A 13037-nucleotide genomic window follows, 5' to 3' on the forward strand; every position below is an offset into this window, starting at 1 on the left:
CGCCCTTCCTCGGCGCTGACACACTGCCCGAGGCGACTTGATTTGCCAAGTAGATCTAGTGGGCGACGAAGAAGTTCGCCCGGCCGGTGTCCGCGACGGAGGGGGCGATGGTGCTGGAGGTCTGGCGACGGAGCGGGCGGGTGCGTCGCGCCCGCCGGGCGGTCGCGTCCGTGCTGGTGGTCCTGACGAGCGGGGTCCTGCTCGCGGCCTGCGCCGGCGACGGCCGCGACGAGGTGCGGTTCGCGTTCAGCAAGCGCGAGGCGATCGGCTTCATGACCGAGCTGGTCGACGAGTACAACGCCTCGCAGGACGACGTGCGGGTGGTGCTGGACACCTCGGGCGTCGACGTGGTGTCGGCGAGCTTCGTCCGGGGCAATCCGCCGGACATCGCGCTCGCGAACTACAACATGGAGTCGGCGCGGTTCGTGCAGCGCGGGGCGCTCAGCGACCTGTCGGACACCGACGCGGCCGACCGGATCCGCCCGGACCTGCAGCCGCTGATGGACCAGTACGGGTCGTACCCGGGGCGGACCAGCGCGTTGCCGTACTCCGTCATGGCCGCGTCGGTGATCTACAACGAGCAGATCTTCGCCGAGCAGGGGATCGAGGTCCCGCAGACCTGGGACGAGCTGATCGCCGCCTGCGAGACGCTGCAGGCCGCGGGGATCACCCCGATCTACGCGACGTTCAAGGACGACTGGACGGTCGCCCAGGGGTGGTTCGACTACGCGGTCGGCGGGCAGGTCGACGTGCTCGAGTTCTTCGACCGGCTCGCCGAGCAGGGCACCGACGTCGGGCCGGACAGCGCGGTGTCGTTCCAGAAGGACTTCAGCGGCCCGCTGGAGCAGGCCACCGAGCTCGCGCAGTACGTGAACCCGGACGCCGCGAGCCGCGGCTACGGCGACGGCAACCTCGCCTTCGCGCAGGGCGAGGCCGCCATGTACCTGCAGGGTCCGTGGGCGTTCAGCGAGATCGCGAAGACCGCGCCCGACCTCCCGCTCGGCACGTTCCCGCTGCCCATGACCGACGACCCGGACGATCTGGCGGTCCGGGTGAACGTCGACCTCGCGGCGTGGATCCCGGTCGAGGCCCGGCACCCGGAGGCCGCGCGCGACTTCCTCGAGCACCTCTACCAGCCGGAGGTCATCGAGGCGTACAACGCCTCGCAGCTGGGCTTCGCGCCGACCACCGACGCGGCCCCCGTCGACGACCCGCGGGTCGCCGGCATGGTCCCGTACTACGAGGAGAACCGGGTCTACCAGGGCCCGTCGGTGCTGGTGCCGAGGACCATCCCGGTCAACAACTACGCACAGGCGGTGCTGCTCGGCCAGGACTCGGCCGCGATGCTGCGCACGCTCGACGCGGACTGGGCGCGACTCGCCTTCCGGCAGCCGGCCCCCGTCACGGAGACGAAGGAGTCGACGCGATGACCGGTACCGTCACGACCGCGGCCGCGGCGAGCGCTGCGACCACCCGCCCGGCGCCGAGACGCCCGCGCCGGCGCGTCGAGCCGCTGTACTACCTGCTCCTGCTGCCGACGGTCGTCCTGTTCACGCTGGCGATCACGGTGCCGGGCGTCATCGGCATCTTCTTCAGCTTCACCGACTCGATCGGCATCGGCGACTGGAGCTTCGTCGGGCTGACCAACTACGTCGCGATGTTCAGCGACCCGGCGATCCTGCAGAGCTACCTGTTCACGTTCGGCTTCGCGGTCGCGACCGTCCTCGTCGTCAACGTGGTCGCGTTCCTGCTCGCCGTGGGGCTCACCTCGCGGATCCGGATGAAGACGGCGCTGCGCACGGTGTTCGTGGTCCCGATGGTGATCAGCGGCATCATCATCGCCTACGTCTTCAACTTCCTGTTCTCGAACTCGCTGCCCGCCGCGGGCGCCGCCACGGGGATCAGCTGGCTGGAGACGAGCCTGCTCGCCAACCCGGACCTCGCGTGGGTGGCGATCGTCGTCGTGACCGCGTGGCAGTCGATCCCCGGCACGATGCTCATCTACATCGCGGGGCTGCTGTCCGTGCCCGGCGACGTGTACGAGGCGGCCGACCTGGACGGTGCGAGCAAGCTCCAGCAGCTGCTGCGGATCACGGTCCCGCTGGTCGCCGGGTACGTCGTCATCAACGTCATCCTGGGCTTCAAGGGCTACCTCAACGCCTACGACATCATCGTCGGCCTCACCAACGGCGGTCCCGGCACCGCCACGCGCAGCGTCGCCATGACGATCATCGCCGGCTTCAACGGCGGCGACTACGCCTACCAGATGGCCAACGCGACGATCTTCTTCGTCGTCGCGGTCCTCATCTCGCTCCTGCAGCTCTCCCTGACGCGCTCCCGGAAGGCCTCGTGATGGCGACGCAGACGACGGCGGGGCCCGTGCCCGCCCGCGGCACCGGCCGCACGACCGGGCAGGTCCGCAAGGAGCGCACGAACTGGTCCGGGACGGTCGTCCTCGTGCTCTGCGCCGTCACCGTCCTGCTGCCGCTCTACGTGACGGTGTCCATGGCGTTCAAGACCCAGGGGCAGGCCGTCGACGGGCAGGCGTTCTCGCTGCCCGCGCCGTTCAGCGTCGACGGCTTCGTGCAGGCGTGGAACCTCACGAACTTCCCCGTGGGAGCCGGGATCTCGCTCCTGGTCACCGCGGGCACCGTCGTGGCGACGATCCTGCTCGCCGCGTTCGCGTCCTACGCGATCATGCGGAACTGGGACCACCGGGTGTTCCGGTACTCGTTCTACTACCTGCTCGCCGCGATGTTCATCCCGTTCCCGGTCGTCGCCCTGCCGCAGATCCAGCTGACCGGACGGGTCGGCCTCGACAACCCCTTCGGCGTGATCCTGCTGGCGACCATGTTCCAGCTCAGCTTCTCCGTGCTGCTGTTCACCGCGTTCCTCCGCTCGATCCCCGAGGAGCTCGAGGAGAGCGCCCGCCTGGACGGGGCCACGACGTGGCAGACGTTCTGGCGACTGATCTTCCCGTTGCTGGCGCCGATGAGCGCGACGGTCGGGATCTTCGCGTTCCTGTACGCCTGGAACGACTTCATGATGCCGTCGCTGATCATCGCCGACCCGGCGCTGCAGACCCTGCCCGTGCGGCAGAACCTGTTCCAGAACCAGTTCAGCAACAACTACCACGTGGCGTTCGCGTCGTACCTGATGGCGATGGCGCCCGCGATCGTCGCCTACCTGTTCACGCAGCGCTGGGTGATGGAGGGCGTCACGCAGGGCGCCGTGAAGGGCTGACACCCCGCCACCGGAGCCGCTCACCCGCACCCCCCGTCGACCGACCAGGAGGACGCACCCGCATGACCGCACCGGACACCACCGCCCCGACGCCGGCCGCGAGCACCCCGCCCGGGGACGTCCCCGCGTGGTGGCGGCAGGCCGTCGTCTACCAGGTGTACCCGCGCAGCTTCGCCGACGCCGACGGCGACGGGCTGGGCGACCTGGCCGGGATCACCCGGCGCGCCGACTACCTCGCCGAGCTCGGCGTCGACGCGATCTGGCTCAGCCCGTTCTACCCGTCGGCGCTCGCGGACGGCGGATACGACGTGGCGGACTACCGCGACGTGGACCCGCGGCTGGGGACGCTCGACGACTTCGACGCGCTGGTCGAGGCGCTGCACGCGCGAGGCATCCGGGTCGTGGTCGACATCGTGCCGAACCACACCTCCGACCAGCACGCGTGGTTCCGGGAGGCCCTGGCCGCGGGCCCCGGGTCCCCGGCCCGAGCGCGGTACATCTTCCGCGACGGGTCCGGGCCGGGAGGGTCGGAGCCGCCGACCGACTGGGAGTCGACCTTCGGCGGTCCGGCCTGGACCCGGGTCCCGGACGGGCAGTGGTACCTGCACAGCTTCGCCCCCGAGCAGCCGGACCTCGCCTGGGACCACCCGGAGGTGCGCGCCGACTTCGTCCGGACGCTGCGGTTCTGGTCCGACCGTGGGGTCGACGGCTTCCGCATCGACGTGGCGCACATGCTGACGAAGGACCTCACCGAGCCGCTGCCCTCCGCCGCGGAGATCGAGGCCATGCCCCGGGACGGGAACCACCCGCTGTACGACCGGGACGACGTGCACGAGGTCTACGCCGAGTGGCGCACCGTGCTCGACGACTACGACCCGCCGCGCGCCGCGGTCGCCGAGGCCTGGGTCGACTCGGAGCGGGTGCCGCTCTACGCGCGGCCCGAGAGCCTCGGGCAGTCGTTCAACTTCGACCTCCTGCTCGCCGAGCCGGACGCCGCGGAGTTCCGTCGCATCATCACCGACAACCTGGAGCTCGCCGTTCGGTCGGGGTCGTCGAGCACCTGGGTGCTGTCCAACCACGACGTGGTGCGGCACGCGACGCGCTACGGGGTCGCGTCCCGCGGCGACGGGCTGGCGCCCCGGGAGCGCGCGGCCCGGTGGCTGCTCGAGGGCGGGCCCGAGGCGGACCTGGACCGGGCCCGGGGGCTGCGTCTCGCCCGGGCGGCGACGCTCCTCGTGCTCGGGCTGCCGGGGTCCACCTACCTGTACCAGGGCGAGGAGCTCGGCCTGCACGAGGTCGCGGACATCCCCGCCGAGCAGCGGCAGGACCCCACGTTCTTCCGCACCGGCGGGTCGCAGGTCGGCCGGGACGGCTGCCGGGTGCCGATCCCGTGGACCGCGGACGCGGGTTCGTTCGGCTTCGGCGCCGCCGGCTCCCACCTGCCGCAGCCCGCGTGGTTCGCCGAGCACGCGGTGGCGGTCCAGGAGCCCGACCCGGCGTCCACGCTGGCGCTGTACCGGCAGGCCCTCGACGCCCGGCGGCGGCTGCAGGGGGAGGAGCGGCTGACGTGGGTGGACACCGGACGGGACGACGTCCTGCACTACGTCCGACCGGGCGGGTGGCACGTGGTGACGGTGTTCGGCGACGAGCCGTACCCGGTCGGCGGCGTGGGACGGGTGGTCCTGACCAGCGCGCCGGACGCCGGGTCGGCGGCGGACGGGGCGGTGCTGGTGCCCGGGGGCGCGACGGTCTGGTTCACCCCGCCAGAGGGCTGACGCGGGCGCCCCGACGGCGACGTGGTGCAGCGGCATGCGCTGCCCGCTACGTTCGCCCCAGCCCGTGCGGACGGCGGGCGTCGTCCCAGGGAGGCGCGCGATGGTGGCAGAAGGCGGCACGCTGAGTCCGGCGCTCGCGGTGGTCGGGATCGTCGTGATCCTGGTCGTCGCGGGCGTCATGTTCGCCCGGCGGAAGCGGTGACGGGCCCGCGCCGGCCCGCCTGATCGACGCCGGTCGCGGTGAGCGATGCCGACAGTGTCGTCCGGTGCAGACCGAACCCCCCGGTCGGTGACCCGACCGGGGGGTTCGCGCGCATCGCGGCGTCAGATCCGCGCGGCGGGGTCCGTCCCGTCGTCGCCGGTGCCCGGCACGGTGCCGGTCGTCGGCGGCACGCCCAGCACCGGGTCGGTCTCGACGACCACCGGCTCGACCGGGACCACCGGGTCGACGTGCTCGACCGTCGCGGTGTCGTCCTGACCGCCGCCGGCCTTCGCCGCCCCGGCGACCGCAGCAGCGGCACCGGCCGCGGCGACGCCCAGCCCCGCGGCGACGGCCTTGCCCTTGTCGCCCTCCGAGGCGGCCGCGTCGGCGACGCCGGGCGTGCCGACAGAGGCACCCGGGTTCACCTCGCCGCGCCAGGCGCCGGTCGCGTAGCCCTCGTCCTCGATGAACGCCTTGAAGCGCTCCAGGTCCTTCGCGGCGGTGTTCTCGACGACGCCGAGCTTGTCGCCGACCTTCTCGACCAGGCCCTCGGGTTCGTACTCGAGGGACAGGTGCACGGACGTCTGCCCGCCGCCGAGGTCCTCGAACGTGACGGCGCCCGCGTTGGTCGCGCCCTCCGTGGCGGCCCAGGCGACCTTGGTGTCGCGGACCTGCTCGAGGATCCGGGCCTCCCACTCGCGCTTCACTCCGGCGATCTCGGCGACCCACTTCAGGCGGTCGTCGCTGAGCTGGGTCACGGACTTGACGCCCCCCATGAACCGGGAGAAGTCCTCGAACTGGGTCCACTGGTTGTACGCGACGCTGACCGGCACGTTCACCAGGACAGACTCCTCGACCTTCGTCGTCATGACGTCTCCTCGTCCGAGCTCGGTGCCGGGTGACTGCTCCACCCGGCCCGTCCAGGATGCGCGCGGACGGCCGCGGGCGCCTGCGCTCAGCCGGCGAACGCGATGACGCCGGTGATCACGAGGCTGATCGCGATCGTCCACAGCGTGATGGCGATCCCCTGCCAGGTGAGGATGCGGGCGCGGGGCACGCCCGACGCGGCCAGCGCGGCCGCGGTGAAGTGCGTCGGGATGAGCAGCGGGCCGAGCAGGCTCACGCCGGCGACCCCGTAGCGGGCGAACGCGCGGTCGAACTTCTGCCGGTTCGCGCTCGGGGCCACCGGGGCCCGGCCGCCGCGGGTGACGACGGCCTGCCGGGTGCGGGCGCCGACCAGCACCACCAGCAGCACCGCGACGAAGTTGCCGACGATCCCCGCGACGGCGGCGAACACCGGGTGGATGCCGCCGACGACGCCGATCGCGGCGGCGCCCTCGCCCTCGACGAACGGGACGGCACCGGCGAGCGCGACGCCCGCGGGCTGGAGCCAGTCGGGGAGCTGGGCGACGAGCTCCTGGAACTGCGGGACGACGTCGGACAGACCAGCCATGGAGACCTCCGGGGTGCGGATCGGACGGTGCGTTTCTCGGTGCCTCCAGCCAACGGCGTCGACGCCGCCCGCGGCAGTGGCGCGGTGTCACCGGCGTCCGTGAGGTCCCGGGGAGCACCCCGTGACGGATGTCATGGCCGTACGGTCGGGTCCATGGCGGATCCGGGTCGCACGTCGGTCACGCGCGGGGCGGTGCCCGGCGGCGTCAGCCCGTACGCCGGAGGGGTCCGGGCGACGTGGTGGTACACCGTCGCGGGGCTCGTGTTCCTCGACCTCGTGGTGGTGGTGAACTGGTGGGTCTGGCTGGGGCAGCTCCCCGAGCACGCTGTCGTCCCGGGTGGTCCGGCGCTCGCGGCCGTGGGCGTCGTGCTCCAGCTCGCCGCGGCGGTCGTGCTCGTCCGTGACTACCCGGTCGTGGCGCACGCCGGCGAGGACGCCCCGGTCGACCCCCTGCGGCGCCGACGCGACGTGGCGGCGCTCGTGGTGGGCGCCGCGGGAGCCGCCCTGCTCGGGATCACCACGGGGTCCTGGATGCTCGGCGTCGGCGTGCTGGCGTTCCTGCTCAGCCTGCGGCCCTGGCCCCGGGGCGTGCGCTGGCGCCTCGTCGTCGTCCTCACGCTGGTGCTGGTGGCGCTGTGGGCGGTCGACGCGCCCCGGTTCGGGATCGACACCGCCGAGGCCGAGCTCGCGACGCTGCCGCCCACGCTGATCCTGCTGCTGCCCGCGATGTCGGCGTTCTCGCTGTGGTGGTGGGACCTGGTGCGCGAGCTCGACCGGGCGCGGGAGGCCGCGGGGGCGCTGTCCGCGATGCGCGAGCGGCTGCGGCTGGCCGGAGAGGTGCACGACCTGCAGGGCCATCACCTCCAGGTCGTGGCGCTGCAGCTGGAGCTGGCGGAGCGGCTGATCGAGCGTGACCCGGCCGCCGCGGCGGAGCAGATCCGCACCGCGCGGGCGTCGGTCGACGAGGCGCGGGCCGGCACGCGCGACCTGGCGACCCGGTTCCGCGGCGTGCCGCTGCCGGACGAGATCGCGAACGCCGCCGACCTGCTCCGCGCCGCGGGCCACGAGGTGCAGGTGCAGCTCGGCCCGGGGGCCGAGGACGCGCCCGCCGACGTGCTCGGGCCGCTGGTCCGGGAGAGTGTGACGAACGTCCTCAAGCACGGCGCGGGCGCCCGGGCGCGGATCAGCCTGCGGCGCGACGGCGACCGGTGGCGCTACGCCATCGCCAACGACCGGGACGAGCGGGCTGCGACGCCCGGCGGGCCGCCGGGCACGGGCATCGCGGCGATCCGCGACCGGATCGGCGCGCTCGGCGGCGAGGTGCACGTGCGCCGCGACGACGAGTTCGAGCTGACGGTCGCGGTGCCAGTCGGCGCCACGGGGGAGGGGGTTCGCACGTGATCCGGGTGCTCATCGCCGACGACGAGGACATGATCCGCACGGCGCTCGCGGCCCTCCTCGGGCTGGAGCCCGACCTGGAGGTCGTCGCCGAGTGCCGGTCGGGCGCGGAGGCGCTGACCGAGGCGGAGCGCACCCGGCCGGACGTGTGCCTGCTCGACCTCGAGATGCCCGGCATCGACGGCGTCGACACCGCGGCCCGGCTGACGCGCGCGCTGCCCACGCGGTGCGTGGTCGTCACCCGGCACGCACGGCCCGGGGTGCTGCGCCGCGCGCTGCAGGCCGGGGTCGACGGGTTCCTGCCGAAGTCCCGCCCCGCCCAGGACGTCGCCGAGGTGATCCGGCTGGTCGCGGCCGGGCGGCGGTACGTCGACCCCGAGGTCGCCGCCGACGCGCTCGCCGACGAGCGCAGCCCGCTCACCGACCGCGAGCTCGACGTGCTCCGCGCCGGCCGGCGGGGCCAGACCATCGCGGAGATCGCCGCCGCCGTGCACCTGTCGCCGGGCACGGTGCGGAACCACGTCTCGTCGATCCTGGGCAAGCTCGGGGTCGCGACCCGGCAGCAGGCGGTGCTCGCCGCGGAGGAGCGCGGCTGGATCTGAGCCGGGTCGGCCGGGCTCCCGCCGTCAGCGGCGCACGTGCGGGATCGTGGACCCCATGACCGACCCCGCCCCGGCCGACGACCTGCTCGTGGTGCCCGACGCCGCCGCCTGGCGCGCGTGGCTGGACACCCACGAGGACGAGACCGCCGGCGTCTGGCTGGTGCTCGCGAAGAAGGGCACCGTCGACCCCACGTCGCTGACCTACGCGGAGGCGCTCGACGAGGCGCTGTGCAGCGGCTGGATCGACGGCCAGAAGCGCAGCCGCGACGAGGCGACCTTCCTGCAGCGGTTCACCCCACGGCGGCGCCGGTCGATCTGGTCGCAGCGCAACGTCGAGCACGTCGCCCGCCTGGTCGCCGACGGGCGGATGCGGCCGCGCGGGCACGCCGAGGTCGAGCTGGCCCGGACGGACGGCCGGTGGGACCGCGCCTACGCGGGGTCGGCGACCGCCGAGGTTCCCGAGGACCTGCTGGCGGCGCTCGACGCGGTCCCGGGAGCGCGGGCGGCGTTCGACGCGCTCGACAAGCAGCGGCGGTACTCGGTGCTGCACCCGCTGATGACCGCGCCGAGCCTGGCCGTGCGGGCGCAGCGCGTCGCCCGGGCGGTGCGGGGGCTGGTGGAGGGCTGACCGCCCGTCGTCAGGGCCGCTTCGTCGCACCGGGCGCGGCCGTCCCGGGTCGGCGCGCGCCGGCTCCGAGCGGGACCGGTGCTGCCCGCCGGGTGAGCGCCAGCCGGTCGCGCAGCCGTGCGTTCTCCGCCTCCAGCCGCTCGACGCGAGCGGCGAGCGCGACGGCCCGGTGCTCGGCCCGGGCGAGCCGGGTCCGCAGCGCGGCGTCCCGGCGGTCGTCGGGCTCGGGCGGCACGGTGGCCTGCAGCGCGCGGATCCGCCCGGCGAACTCGCGGTGCTGCCGCAGGTAGGCGACCGAGCAGTGCGCCGCGATCGCGACCGACAGGAAGTCGAACGGCCCGCCCTCGGCCTCGGCCAGGCGCAGGGCGCGCTCGACGTTCTGCCGCACGACCTCGGCGCGGTGCCGCGCCTGCTCGATGACGTCGCCCTGCTGTGCCCACTCGTCCGACTGCACGGGGCCCACCCTGCTCCTCCGCCGGGGGCCGCGGTCAACTGGGGGAGCGGTGCGACCGGCCGGCGGCGCCTGTGGGTCGGGCCGGGTCGCCCTCGGATCCGCCGCGGGCTGTGACCATCGGCCCAGCCGGGGTGTGACGTGCGACCTCGGCCGGTCGGGACGGGCCGCTGGCTCTCGGCCGTCACGGATGAACGAGCTCGTGGGAAAACGATCACCGTGTCACCCGAACGGCCGCTATCCAGGCATTTCACCCGAGCCCTACGTTCCTCACAGATCACGCACAGGCTCTCGCGAGCGCCCGTCGAGGTCGCGGCGGAGCGCCTGCTCCCGTCGTCGTCATGCCCGGGGGAGGACGTGCCCCCGGGTGCCGTAGGGGGAGCTCGGCCCGTGCGTCGTCCTGTCACCACCGTCCTGTCCGTCGCCGTCACGACGGCCCTGCTCGCCTCCGCGGTCGGACCCGCGTCGGCCAGTGACCCGGAGCCGGAGGCACCGGACGTGACATGTGCCGCCTCCGCCGCGGACAGCGCGGAGGCCAGCACGATCGCGACGGCGTGCGCACGGGACGTCGAGGTCGTCGGCGAGCGCACCCAGTGGAACACCGTCTACGCGCAGCCGGACGGCACGATGCGACTCGACGTCTCGGCGCTCGCGGTCCGCACGGACGTCACCGGCTCCTGGGGCGACATCGACACCACGGTCGTCGAGGGTGACTCCGGTCTGACCGTCGCAGCCCCGGTTCGCCCCATGGTCTTCAGCGACGGGACCGACGGCATGCCGCTCGCACGGATCGAGCGCGACGGCCACGAGCTGACGTTCGACGTCCCGTTCGACCTGCCGGCACCCGCCGCGGAGGGTGACCAGATCACGTACGACGAGGTGCTCCCCGGCGTCGACCTCGTCGTCACGGTGAACGACGACGCCACGGGGTTCTCGGAGGTCCTGCGGGTCGAGTCGCCCGAGGCGGCCGCCGACCCGCGCCTCGCGGCTCTCTCCTTCCCCGTGGAGACGACGGACGGGCTGACGCTCGAGGAGGAGGCGGGCGGGTTCGTCGCCCTGGACGACGCCGGTGAGCAGGTGTTCTCCAGCCCGACCCCGGCGATGTGGGACTCGCGCCGGGTGGCGCCGCTGCCCTCGTTCGCGGCCCGGGCGGCGCGCCTGCCAGGTGCGTCGGAGGCGTCGGTCGACGCCGTGGGCGGGGAGGTCGTGGACCTCGAGCGCTCCCCCTCGGCGCAGAGCCAGGTCAGCTACCTGCCGGTGTCCATGGGCGAGGACGGTGTGGCGATCACGCCGGACACCGGGATGATCGAGGACGACGCCACCGTGTGGCCGGTCTACATCGACCCCGCCATCAGCGGCTCGCTGAACGACTGGTCCGCCGTGCGCGACGTCTACGGGCAGTCGTACCGGTTCAACCCGGACGAGGGCGTGGGCCTCTGCGACCGCGGCACCACGACCACGTGCAGCGCGACCTTCCGCAGCCGGCTCCTGTTCAAGTTCGGCGGGCTGTCCAGCATCGGCGCGATGGAGCCGGGGCACATCCTCGGCGCGACCTTCGCCGCCGTGGGCACGCACTCCTACGACTGCACCCCGCGTGAGGTCACGGCGTACCGCGTCGACAACTGGGACTCGTCGACTCCGTGGCCCGGTGGCGCGAACTGGATCCCGCAGAGCACGCTCGTCGCGGCGACGAAGTCCACCTGCGCCGGCAGCCCGGTGCGCTGGCTCGAGTTCTCCGCGCACGAGGCCGGCCGGGCGGTGGCGTCCGCCAACTCCAGCCAGCTCACCATGGGCATCGCGGTGAACGAGGGCTCGATGGCGTGGTGGAAGCGGTTCCGGAACGACGCCGGCCTGTCGATCTCGTACAACCGGCCGCCCGTCCTGCCTGTCGACGTGAAGATCACGAGCGACCCGCCGTCGAAGTGCGTCATGGGTGCCGGCCGGCCCTATCTCCGCTCGGACGAGCCGGTGCTGCACGCGGTCCTGAGCGACCCGGACGGGCAGGCGGTCCAGGCGAACGTCGACGTGTACGCGGCCGGTACCAGCAACCCGATCCTGTGGCACGCCCGTCCGGCGGCCCAGGCGTCGGGCGTCGCCCAGACGATCCGCCTCGGTGGGATGAAGGGCGCGAACGGGAAGACCTTCCGGGTCCAGATCAACGGCGTCGACCCGAACGTGACGGGCGGCCCGGCGGTCGCCTGCGAGATGACGATCGACACCCAGGCCCCGGGCGCGCCGACCGTGGCGCCCGTGGCGGTCGGCAGCCAGCCGGTCTACGCGGCGGACACTCCGGCCGGCGGCATCGGCAAGACGGGGTCGTTCCGGTTGGGACCGGGGACTGCGACCGACATCCTGTCGTACAAGTACTCGCTCAACAGCTCGGCGCTGGACAAGACGGCGAGCGGAGCGACCCCGACGATCGCGCTCACGCCGACCTCGACCGGGTCGCAGGTCCTGTACGTCCAGTCGGTGGACCGCGCCGGGTGGACCAGCCCGACGCAGACCTTCCGGTTCTCGGTGGCGTACCCGACGCAGACGATCTGGACCCTGGACGAGACGACGGGCACGACGGCGGCCAGCTCGGACGACGCGGGGACGTCGTACCCGCTGACGCTCGGCGGTGCGATCACGCGGGTCGACGGGCCGATGGCGGAGACCGGGTGGAGCGCCGCGGACCGTGCGCTCGTGCTCGGTGCTCCGGGCGCGACGGTGACCAGCGCGCGGGCCCCCGTGGTGACGAACGACAGCTTCGGGGTCCAGGCGATCGTCCGGACCGACGTGGTCGACGGATCCGCCACGGTGCTGAGCCAGGACGGGACGGCGACCGCGGGCTTCGACCTGGGCCTCCGTCCCTGCGCCGACGGGGTGGGCAGCTGCTGGGCGTTCGAGGTCGCGCAGTCGGACAGTGCCACCGCCGGGGTCACGCGGGCGCTGACGGCCACCAAGGTGCAGAGCGGCGTCTGGACGCTGGTCGGGGGCGCTCTCAAGGCGCCGCAGGGCACCACGCCCGGATCGGTCTCCGTGTGGTCCTGCACCCTCGGCACCCCGTCGAGCGACGTGGTCGAGATCCCGCGAACGCAGTCGTGGGCCGCGGCCGGCACGTTCCGCGTCGGAGCGACGAAGACCGCCGGTAGCGCGGGCTGGACCGGCGCGGTGAGCGAGGTCCGCACCCGGACCGGGGTCTTCGACACGGAGAGCATGCGGCGCCTGTGCGAGCCCGCGGCCCAGCTCGCGGTGCCGACCGCGACCACCTACTGACCACCCGACGGCACGGAGCAGGGGAGC

12 protein-coding genes are annotated in these 13037 nt (G+C 73.5%); 9 read left to right on the forward strand and 3 right to left on the reverse strand.

Annotated elements, in window-relative coordinates:
• Positions 1 to 107 precede the first annotated feature (107 nt).
• The 5 genes from Cpa01nite_RS01025 (at position 108) to Cpa01nite_RS01045 (ending at position 5220) form a co-directional block, all read left to right on the forward strand.
• The gene (locus Cpa01nite_RS01025; protein WP_203666929.1) at positions 108 to 1430 is read left to right on the forward strand and encodes an ABC transporter substrate-binding protein; all 1323 of its coding nucleotides are present in this window, start codon (positions 108 to 110) and stop codon (positions 1428 to 1430) included.
• Positions 1427 to 2353 (forward strand): carbohydrate ABC transporter permease, encoded by a 927-nt coding sequence (locus Cpa01nite_RS01030; protein WP_203666858.1) that lies wholly within the window; start codon positions 1427 to 1429, stop codon positions 2351 to 2353. The genes Cpa01nite_RS01025 and Cpa01nite_RS01030 overlap by 4 nt, the downstream gene beginning before the upstream one ends.
• A complete protein-coding gene (locus Cpa01nite_RS01035) occupies positions 2353 to 3243 on the forward strand; it encodes a carbohydrate ABC transporter permease (protein WP_203666859.1) in 891 nt (296 codons plus the stop codon). The genes Cpa01nite_RS01030 and Cpa01nite_RS01035 overlap by 1 nt, the downstream gene beginning before the upstream one ends.
• Positions 3244 to 3305: 62 nt before the next feature.
• Positions 3306 to 5018 (forward strand): glycoside hydrolase family 13 protein, encoded by a 1713-nt coding sequence (locus Cpa01nite_RS01040; protein WP_203666860.1) that lies wholly within the window; start codon positions 3306 to 3308, stop codon positions 5016 to 5018.
• 100 nt (positions 5019 to 5118) lie between these two features.
• Positions 5119 to 5220, forward strand: coding sequence for an LPXTG cell wall anchor domain-containing protein (locus Cpa01nite_RS01045; protein ID WP_203666861.1), 102 nt, complete (start codon positions 5119 to 5121; stop codon positions 5218 to 5220).
• A gap of 122 nt (positions 5221 to 5342) precedes the next feature.
• Here the strand turns inward: Cpa01nite_RS01045 and Cpa01nite_RS01050 are convergent, their stop codons facing one another.
• Complete coding sequence (locus Cpa01nite_RS01050) at positions 5343 to 6089, reverse strand: SRPBCC family protein (RefSeq protein WP_203666862.1); 747 nt, start codon at positions 6087 to 6089, stop codon at positions 5343 to 5345.
• Positions 6090 to 6175: 86 nt separating this feature from the next.
• Positions 6176 to 6673, reverse strand: coding sequence for a small multidrug efflux protein (locus Cpa01nite_RS01055; RefSeq protein ID WP_203666863.1), 498 nt, complete (start codon positions 6671 to 6673; stop codon positions 6176 to 6178).
• A 153-nt stretch (positions 6674 to 6826) separates the two neighbouring features.
• On the opposite strand from Cpa01nite_RS01055, the gene Cpa01nite_RS01060 reads away from it, so the two are divergent.
• From Cpa01nite_RS01060 to Cpa01nite_RS01070, 3 genes are read left to right on the forward strand one after another with little or no spacing between them, the layout of a single operon-like run.
• Entirely contained in the window at positions 6827 to 8074 is a 1248-nt protein-coding gene (locus Cpa01nite_RS01060; RefSeq protein WP_203666864.1) for a sensor histidine kinase, read from the forward strand.
• Positions 8071 to 8673 carry a response regulator transcription factor gene (locus Cpa01nite_RS01065; RefSeq protein ID WP_203666865.1) on the forward strand — a complete coding sequence of 201 codons (603 nt, stop codon included), beginning with the start codon at positions 8071 to 8073 and terminating at the stop codon, positions 8671 to 8673. Before Cpa01nite_RS01060 ends, Cpa01nite_RS01065 begins: the two co-directional genes overlap by 4 nt.
• Positions 8674 to 8728: 55 nt before the next feature.
• The gene (locus Cpa01nite_RS01070) at positions 8729 to 9301 is read left to right on the forward strand and encodes a YdeI/OmpD-associated family protein (RefSeq protein ID WP_203666866.1); all 573 of its coding nucleotides are present in this window, start codon (positions 8729 to 8731) and stop codon (positions 9299 to 9301) included.
• A gap of 10 nt (positions 9302 to 9311) precedes the next feature.
• On the opposite strand, the gene Cpa01nite_RS01075 is transcribed toward Cpa01nite_RS01070, so the two are convergent.
• Positions 9312 to 9755, reverse strand: a complete 444-nt coding sequence (locus Cpa01nite_RS01075; protein ID WP_203666867.1) for an MreC domain-containing protein — start codon at positions 9753 to 9755, stop codon at positions 9312 to 9314.
• Between the two features lie 387 nt (positions 9756 to 10142).
• Between Cpa01nite_RS01075 and Cpa01nite_RS01080 the strand changes: the two genes are divergently transcribed.
• The gene (locus Cpa01nite_RS01080; RefSeq protein WP_203666868.1) at positions 10143 to 13010 is read left to right on the forward strand and encodes a hypothetical protein; all 2868 of its coding nucleotides are present in this window, start codon (positions 10143 to 10145) and stop codon (positions 13008 to 13010) included.
• The last annotated feature ends 27 nt before the right edge of the window (positions 13011 to 13037 follow it).

It is taken from the genome of Cellulomonas pakistanensis (assembly GCF_016862755.1).
Taxonomy (GTDB): Bacteria; Actinomycetota; Actinomycetes; order Actinomycetales; family Cellulomonadaceae; genus Cellulomonas; species Cellulomonas pakistanensis.